Source organism: Campylobacter sp. S4:11 (assembly GCF_024723695.1).
Lineage (GTDB): Bacteria > Campylobacterota > Campylobacteria > Campylobacterales > Campylobacteraceae > Campylobacter_D > Campylobacter_D jejuni_C.
Genome location: NZ_JANQDC010000031.1, coordinates 1 through 8,378, shown reverse-complemented (window position 1 = coordinate 8,378; position 8,378 = coordinate 1). Strand labels below are relative to the sequence as shown.

At 27.2% G+C, this 8,378-nt stretch carries 8 protein-coding genes and 1 pseudogene; all 9 read left to right on the top strand.

Going from position 1 to position 8,378, the window contains the following annotated elements; genetic code table 11:
- Nucleotides 1-962: bacteriophage T4 gp5 trimerisation domain-containing protein (locus CAMP5053_RS07815; protein WP_337217600.1), on the top strand; the 962-nt coding region annotated here is incomplete at its 5' end.
- A gap of 53 nt (nt 963-1,015) precedes the next feature.
- Entirely contained in the window at nt 1,016-1,936 is a 921-nt protein-coding gene (locus tag CAMP5053_RS07810; RefSeq protein WP_337217599.1) for an ankyrin repeat domain-containing protein, read from the top strand.
- The gene (locus tag CAMP5053_RS07805; RefSeq protein WP_263709816.1) at nt 1,929-3,557 is read left to right on the top strand and encodes a putative toxin; all 1,629 of its coding nucleotides are present in this window, start codon (nt 1,929-1,931) and stop codon (nt 3,555-3,557) included. Before CAMP5053_RS07810 ends, CAMP5053_RS07805 begins: the two co-directional genes overlap by 8 nt.
- Nucleotides 3,558-3,567: 10 nt before the next feature.
- Nucleotides 3,568-4,524, top strand: coding sequence for an ankyrin repeat domain-containing protein (locus tag CAMP5053_RS07800; RefSeq protein WP_337217598.1), 957 nt, complete (start codon nt 3,568-3,570; stop codon nt 4,522-4,524).
- Nucleotides 4,525-4,570: 46 nt separating this feature from the next.
- Nucleotides 4,571-5,050: a hypothetical protein gene (locus CAMP5053_RS07795; protein ID WP_263709823.1), complete on the top strand. Its 480-nt coding sequence runs from the start codon at nt 4,571-4,573 to the stop codon at nt 5,048-5,050.
- A 129-nt stretch (nt 5,051-5,179) separates the two neighbouring features.
- Entirely contained in the window at nt 5,180-6,247 is a 1,068-nt protein-coding gene (locus tag CAMP5053_RS07790; protein ID WP_044598808.1) for an AAA family ATPase, read from the top strand.
- Nucleotides 6,247-6,930, top strand: coding sequence for a DUF4276 family protein (locus tag CAMP5053_RS07785; protein WP_263688748.1), 684 nt, complete (start codon nt 6,247-6,249; stop codon nt 6,928-6,930). The genes CAMP5053_RS07790 and CAMP5053_RS07785 overlap by 1 nt, the downstream gene beginning before the upstream one ends.
- Complete coding sequence (locus CAMP5053_RS07780; protein WP_263725430.1) at nt 6,927-8,177, top strand: hypothetical protein; 1,251 nt, start codon at nt 6,927-6,929, stop codon at nt 8,175-8,177. Before CAMP5053_RS07785 ends, CAMP5053_RS07780 begins: the two co-directional genes overlap by 4 nt.
- Nucleotides 8,170-8,378, top strand: a pseudogene (locus tag CAMP5053_RS07775) (hypothetical protein); the annotation flags it as partial. The gene CAMP5053_RS07780 and the pseudogene CAMP5053_RS07775, both read left to right, overlap by 8 nt.

The following is an 8,378-nucleotide window of genomic DNA, read 5'->3' as shown; positions in this document are numbered from 1 at the left end:
TGAATACTATGCCACAATATAACTACCCAAGATACAAAAGAGAAATCGCTGAACAAACACTAAATTATCTAAGTGCTATACCTATGTATAATAAAGGCTTAGATGAACTTAAACTACAAGAAAATACAGAATATAATCTAAATTATAAAAACGAACATTATTTAACTATCTCTAATTCTACTATAGGAAAAGATAATACCGATGCAAAAGCAAGAAATGAAATCACTTTAAAAAATGATATAGACAAGGAAGAATTTTACATTCTAGCACAAAAAGATTATAAAGAAGAAATAGGCAACAACTATGAGCAAACCATAAAAAATAACAAAACCTCAGAAGTGGGAGCTTTATATACTGAATTTATTACCTTAGGGCATATGCAAAATATCATAGGTTTTAAAAATGTCAATGTAGGTGCGCAGTATCTAGAAAACACCTTGCTTTCTAAAGACACCAATGTGGGTTTAAGTAATACTTTGAATGTAGGAATTAGTAATGAAGTCAATATAGGACAAAATCATGAAGAAAAAATAGGAAATGATAAAAGAGTAATCATCAACAACAATCTAGAGCAAGATATCAAAAATGATTTTATCCAAAGAATAGGACATAATAAAAATGAAACCATAAAAGGTTCTTATGTGCTTCAAACCAATCAAAGTATAAAATTTCACTCCAAAAAAGATCTAAGCATAGAAACAAATGAGTATTTCAAAGCTGAAGCTGATGATTCTATTAGTTTTAAAGCTAAAAATAATTGTTCCTTTACGGCTGATGAAATAAATACTTTAGCTAATAAAGAAAGCACTTTAATAGCACAAAAACAAATCATCTCTCAAGTAGGTGAAAATACCACCATCACACAAACAAAAGATAAGATTATACTTCAAGTAGGAAAAATGCAAGTAATTATAGATGATAAAGGTTTAAGGGTAAAAGGAGGTGATTTAAGAGCGGATTAAAAGCAATTTTCTTGAATTAAAACTAAAATTACAAAAAAACTAAAGGAAAAACAATGAAAACATTAGAAGATATCAAAGCTATGAACTATCAAGAAAAAGATGAATTAGAAGATCTAGTTCTTGAAGCTATAGATGATAATGATTTGGCCAAGGTAAAAGATATTTTAAAAGATTATCCTGTAAAAATATCTTGTTATGAGCTTAATATCAAAGATGAGGATGGAGACTTCCCTTTATTTGATCCTTTTAACTTGATAACAAGAGCTGCATTTACTTGTGAAGAAAATAATAATGATTTTTCTATTTTAGATTATTTATTTGATGAGTATGGTTTAAGTTTAAAAGATCCTAAATATAATTTTGTTCTTATTGATATGAAACATATCAAAGAAGCTAATGAAAAATACATCTTAATGAAAGAAGTAGAAGGCGAGCCTAATATTTATAAAAACGCTCTAATCTATTATTATATACTCAATGCCGATAATCCAAATTCTCAAATCATACAATATCTAGTCAATCGTGGAGCTAAATTTGAAGTGCATAATGAAGGATTTTCCGGTAGAACTCCTATGCATTTTTGGGTTATGCAAAATAATTATGAATTATTAGAACTAGCTATTAAAGGAGGGGCTAATGTGGATATGCAAACCCGACTTATTCAAGAGAGTGAATACAATGAAACCCTTTTATTTGAAGCTGTAAGCGAACCTGAAACTTATAAGGTTACAAAGCTTTTAATTGAACTAGGAGCTAATGTAAATTTTGTCACCCCAACCACCCCTTTAGATATCGCAAGAGGATCTAGAAATAAAAAGCTTTTAAAAGATGCAGGAGCAATGACTTCAGAACAACTTGATAAAAAATACAATATATACTGGGATAGCAAAGAGTGTGAAAAAGATAAAAGCTATATGGAAAAATACTGTAAACTTTTAAACGATGCCATAAAAAAGGCTAAGGAGAATGAGTAGAGTGATAAAAATTAACTTTACTGATGTCAATTTTCATATTAAAGAATTTCAAAAGGTTTATATACTAGAAAATTGTAAATTGTATTTTTATAAGCCTTTTCATTTACAAACAGAAGATAAAAACAATGGAAAAGAATTTGAAGATAAAAATAGAACAATTCATAAAGAACAAGAAATTAAAAAAATAAATTCTCAAGATCAATTAAATGAAAAAGAAGATATCACAAAAGATTATGCACAAAAAATCGATAAAGAGATAAATAAATTTGATGAAAATAACTTCATCTTACAAACTAAAAAACAACGACAAATCGATCCTGATAATTATGATATATTTTACGATGTTTATACAAGTAAAGATAATGATATCAAAAGTTTAAATGAAGAGTTAAAATATAACGATGGCTTTGAAGTAAAAGATGGTATAGCTAAAGTTGAAGCAGATTTTTTTGATAAATGCTTTGAAAAAGGAATTTATGTTTTAATACCAAGATTAGTATCTTTAGATAAAAATGAAACATTACACTTTGATCCTGTGCCTTTAGAAGATAAGGGCTTTGTAGTGACTGATTTTAGAAAGGGAAGAAAAGATAAAAAAAATATAGATTTAAGCTTTCAAAGAAGCATAGCTAAAATAAAAAATCCTAATTTAGTTTTGCAAAGCCCTAAAGAATTCCTACAAGCTTTAAATGACAATAGAGATTTTACAGAAGATGATAAAATACAACAAGCAATGGGTATTAAAAAAGCTTGCGCGAAAAAAGCAGATGAAATGACTAAAATCTTGCTTAAAGATGATGAAAGTTTAAAAGATATTATTACAGATAAGCAAGAATTAAAGAAGAAAATAAGTGACTTACAAGATAATAAAAACAAATCACCTAAAGAACTAAATCTACTAGGTAGACTTGAATTTTTACAAAGAAATCAAAAAAAAGTTAAAGATTATAAAGACATTATAAAAGATCTTCAAAACCCTCAAAAGACTAGCAATGGTAAGCAAGATAGTGTTAAAAATGTAGATCCTTTAGATATGATGGCAACAAACAGCACCACTCCAAACCAAGAAGAACAAAAAAATAAAAATATCAATTCTAAAGATATAGGAGATGCAGGAGAATATGCTGCTTCTATGCTTTTTACTAAAAGATCAACTAGGTATTTATCTAATAGAAGAAAACTAGATACTAATTTTAATACTAAAGGTTTCAATCACACCATACCTGATTTTTTAGTAACGCTAAATGATTACCCTACTTTAGTAGAGGTTAAAAATGTTCAAGATCAAGCTTTAACAGAACAAATAAGCTTTGAGTTAAAACTTGCTAGAGAATATGAGCTTGATTATTTATTTTTATGCAATCATTACACAAAATTAATAGATAATATAACTAATCTAGAGATATTTAATAAAGACAATAAAAACCATAAAGGATCAAGAAGTGGTTTTATCTACCACAGACATGCTCACAGAAGCATAAAGACAATATTTAAAGAAATATATCTACACCATATCAAAGGAGCAGCACCTAATAAAATAGTAATAAAAAGATTAAATTTAAATGACCCTGTTCATATAGAAGAAGAATTAAACAAAAACAAACAAATACAAAAAAACTAAAGGAAAAACAATGAAAACATTAGAAGATATCAAAGCTATGAGTTTTGAAGAAAAAATGCAAATTCAAAAACAGTTATTTGATTTTATTAGTAATAATGACTTAGAAAATGTTAAAAATCTTTTAAAAGATTATCCCATAAAAGAAAGCTTTTATGAGGCGCATTTTACATACCATCATAATAATGAAGATTATGAGCTATCTTTATTTGATCCAGCAGCAAGCTTATTAAGGGCCGCATTTGCTTGTGAAGAAAATAATAATGATTTTTCTATTTTAGATTATTTATTTGATGAGTATGGTTTAAGTTTAAAAGATCCTAAATATAATTTTGCTTTTCCCGACATGAAACATATCAAAGAAGCTAATGAAAAATACATCTTAATGAAAGAAGTAGAAGGCGAGCCTAATATTTATAAAAACGCTCTAATCTACGCATATATACTCAATGCTAAAAACCCAAATTCTCAAATCATACAATATCTAGTCAATCGTGGAGCTAAATTTGAAGTGCATGAAGATGACTTTGGTTGGACTCCTATGCATTTTTGGGCTAGACGCAATAATTATGAATTATTAGAACTAGCTATTAAAGGAGGAGCTAATGTAGATATGCAAACCCGACTTATTCAAGAGAGTGAACACAATGAAACTCTTTTATTTGAAGCTGTAAGCGAACCTGAAACTTATAAGGTTACAAAGCTTTTAATCGAACTTGGAGCTAATGTGAATTTTGCTACCCCAAGAACTCCTTTAGATAATGCAAAAGGATCTAGAAATAAAAAACTTTTAAAAGATGCAGGAGCAATGACTTCAGAGCAAATTAGAAAAAAATATAATTTACCAGCATATGATTCTTCTCATTGTGAAATTGATGGAAAAACTGACTTTGATTTATTGGGTAAATATCGTGATGAATGCTCCAAACTTTTAAACGATGCTATAAAAAAGGCTAAGGAGAATGAGTAGAGTGATAAAAATTAACTTTAGGTAAAATAAATCATAAGGAAAAACAATGAAAAATAAAATTTTATTAGATAAAGATATACAAGAAGCGTTTAATTACTATCTTGAAAATGATAGTTATTTAAAAGGTGCTTTAGATGGTTTAAAAAAACATAAACGAAGAACTTTCATAAGTAACATCTTAAGTTATGAATATAAAAATTTAGTAGAAAACAACAACTTAAAATTTGATGAAAAAGATAAGGTTGTTTTACCATCTAATCTAATCACTATTTTAAACTATGATAAAAAGAATTTTAATGGGACGATTCTTCGAAATTTTATAAATGATTTGGAATTTGAATTAGAACATATAGAAATGGAACTTTATGATAATCCTGCTGATTTTGAAGGAGGAGATTATTATAGTGAAGATAGCGAATGTGATGAGGATTATACAGTGGAAGATTGGGTAGAAGATCAAGTAAAAGATATAAAAGATTTTATTGATGCTTTGAAAGCTTTTAAAATGCTATTTAGTGCTAATTAAGTATTGTAAATTTTATAGATTATAAATATAATAGTGATAAATATCGTCTCTTATTAAATAAAGCAATAAAAAGGCTAAAGGTAATAGAGAAAAATAATCAACTTCAATATTAGAAGCTAAAGGATATAAATGCTAAATAACATAACAATCAAAGGCTATAAATCTATAAAAGATTTATCCGAATTTGAACTTAAAAATTTAAATATCTTAATCGGTGCAAATGGTGCAGGTAAAAGTAATTTTATCTCGGTATTTAAAATGCTTAATGTATTGTTTAATAAAAATTTGCAATTTTATACACAAGATAAAGGACCTGATAGTTTTTTGTATTTTGGTAGAAAAGAAACCGAAAAATTGCATTTTGACTTTGTTTTTAACCCAAATAGATATAAAGTAGATATCGTAGCCACGCAAGAAAACAAAATGCTTATACAAAAAGAAAGAATTTATTTTGGTCCTCACGAATACATTATAGGAGAGAATGTATACGAAAGTAATATTTCTGAAGCAAAAGAATATTCTAGATCCAAAGCAGTTGCTGATTATACTATAAGCGAAATTAAAAAATGGAAGCTTTATCATTTTCATGATACTGGAGATACATCTAAAATGAAAAGTATATGTGATGCAAATGATAATCTTATTTTCAAAGAAGATGCACAAAATATAGCAGCTTATCTTAAAATGCTCCATGATAACTACAACAAACATTATGAACAAATTTTAACTACTATACAAGATATTGCTCCTTTTTTTGGGGGATTTATTTTTAGAAATAGTGATAATATACAATTAGAATGGCATCATAAAAACGATCCTGATACTCCTTTTAAAGCACATATGCTTTCTGATGGAACTTTAAGGTTTATATGCTTAGCTACTTTATTGCTTCAGCCTTTTGAGCTAATGTCAGGAACAATTATTATCGATGAGCCTGAATTAGGACTACATCCTTATGCGTTAAAAATTTTAAGCGAGATCATTAAAAGAGTAGCTCAAGAAAAACAACTCATTATTTCTTCTCAATCTGTAGAACTGATAAATCATTTTGAAGCACAAGATATTATAGTTGTAGATAAAGAAGGTGATCAATCTATTTTTACAAGAATGGACAATGAAAAACTACAAACTTGGCTTGAAGAATACACACTTGGAGAAATTTGGGCTAGTAATCTTATAGGTGGGAGACCAAAATAATGTCAGATATTATAAGATGCTATGTAATTTGCGAAGGACAAAGTGAAGAAAAATTTATCAATGAAACTTTAAGTCCGTATTTTCACAATGTCAAAATTTATCTCACTCCACTTACAATACCTACATCTAAAGGACACAAAGGCGGTGCGCTTTCGTATGATAGAGTGGTTGATTTTATTGTTAAAAAATTAAAACAAGACACACAAGCTTTTATGACAACTATGTTTGATTATTATGGATTAGATGATGAATTTTTAAAAGAAAATAAAGCTAATACTGATATATATGAATATATTGAAAAAATACAAAAAGATTTTGATGAAGCAATTAAACAAAAATGCGATACAAATAAATTTTTTAGCTATATACAACCACATGAATTTGAAAGTTTGCTTTTTAGTGATATTACAAAAATCATTGAAGCAGACGCTGAATGGGATGAAAAACTCATTTGCGAATTAGAATGTATTATCGAAAAATACAATAATCCAGAATTCATCAACAATAGCAAGGAAACAAGTCCGTCACACAGGCTAAAAAAGATTTTTTCTTCTCCTAGCTATAAAAAAGTTTTGCATGGTAGCAAGATCGCAAAAGAAATTGGTATAGACAACATAAGATTAAAATGTCAACACTTTAACAAATGGTGTGAAAAAATTGATGCTTTGAAAGCTTTTAAATGAAACAAACATTAAGTGCCAATCAAATTAGCTTTCATCTTTTATCTAAAAAAACTTTTAGTGATGAAAAATACCTTGACGCTTGGAGTTTAAAAGGTAATCGCCTTAATTTACAAGAATGGCTTGATTTTAAAAAAGCTAATGAAAATAATTTTTATAATAAACATTTAGAAAATACCTTAAAAGCTATACAAGAACTTAAAGCTTGTTTTAGTATTGATAAATTTGAAGGTATAAATCTACACAGTGAGGATGAATGGTTAAATTTTTTACCTTCAAATTATACTCAAATTTACAATCGTTTATGCAAAGATAAAAGCAAATACATTTTACATAGATATTATCAAAAAGATGAATTAAGTGAAATAGGAACTCTTAAAAACCTCTCCCCTAATTTACCTTTTTGGGATGAAAAAGGAGAAAATTTCTCTCAAAGCCAAATCAATACTCTTATAGAAAAAGATAATCTAGCGCCCTACTTTAATAAATATGATATTTATTTCAACTCATCACTATACCTTACTTTTAATCTTAATGATGAAAATTTAAATTATCTAGTAAAAAATTATGAAGATAAACTTAATTATGGTTTTATCCCAAAAACCCAAGAACAACTTCAAAAAGAGTTAAATTTAAGTAAAGATGAAAAAATCATCTTAGAACTTGAAAATATTTTTTTAAGTCTTTGTAAAGGCATAAGTGCTGATTATGCCTTTATGGATTTTTCTTATTTTTTTGCAGGGTATGATTATATATTAAATTCTAAAAATAATACTTTAAAATCTTACCCTATTAGTTATGATGAGTTAATTTATAAAAGAAGCTTTAAAGAGCATATAGAAGAATATGCAAATAATTATTTTTTAAATTATTATTCTAAAGAACTTTTAAATGAACTTGAAAATCAAAACTTAAATAACAATAGAATAAATCATTATCTTAAAAACTATAATAAAATTCCAAAAAACACAGAAGAAGAAAACATACAAGGTATGCTTTCTAAGCAAAAAAATGTAAATATCAACTTTGTAAATTTTATAGATTATAAAGACTATGTTTATAATAACAAAGATGATTTTTGGGAGTTTTCAGCAGAAAAAAACTCTATACTTTGGCAAAAATTTCTAAGCAAGGATACCATAAAACCTTTTCCTTCAAATTTTGATTGTTCTTTAGAAGAAAAACTTCTTTATGCTAAAGATGAGCAATTAGAAAGCATACTTCAAACCCACAAGGCTTTTTATGGCTAAAAAAAGAAAAATCACTCTTCCTAGAATAAAAGATATTGATATAAGTCCTGATACTTCTTGTTTGCATCCTATATTAGAAGATAATACTTTATTATGCATACATGGAGGTAAGGTTGATCTAAAAGCAAAGAATGCTAAAAGAATAAAATCAGATAATGTTCCTATTATGCTTAATAACGAAATACAAGGAGCTAGTATAAG

Coding starts and splice junctions, on each gene's coding strand:
- CAMP5053_RS07790 (WP_044598808.1), top strand. CDS start 5,180: ATGCTAAATAACATAACAATCAAAGGCTATAAATCTATAAAAGATTTA.
- CAMP5053_RS07780 (WP_263725430.1), top strand. CDS start 6,927: ATGAAACAAACATTAAGTGCCAATCAAATTAGCTTTCATCTTTTATCT.
- CAMP5053_RS07785 (WP_263688748.1), top strand. CDS start 6,247: ATGTCAGATATTATAAGATGCTATGTAATTTGCGAAGGACAAAGTGAA.
- CAMP5053_RS07805 (WP_263709816.1), top strand. CDS start 1,929: ATGAGTAGAGTGATAAAAATTAACTTTACTGATGTCAATTTTCATATT.
- CAMP5053_RS07810 (WP_337217599.1), top strand. CDS start 1,016: ATGAAAACATTAGAAGATATCAAAGCTATGAACTATCAAGAAAAAGAT.
- CAMP5053_RS07795 (WP_263709823.1), top strand. CDS start 4,571: ATGAAAAATAAAATTTTATTAGATAAAGATATACAAGAAGCGTTTAAT.
- CAMP5053_RS07800 (WP_337217598.1), top strand. CDS start 3,568: ATGAAAACATTAGAAGATATCAAAGCTATGAGTTTTGAAGAAAAAATG.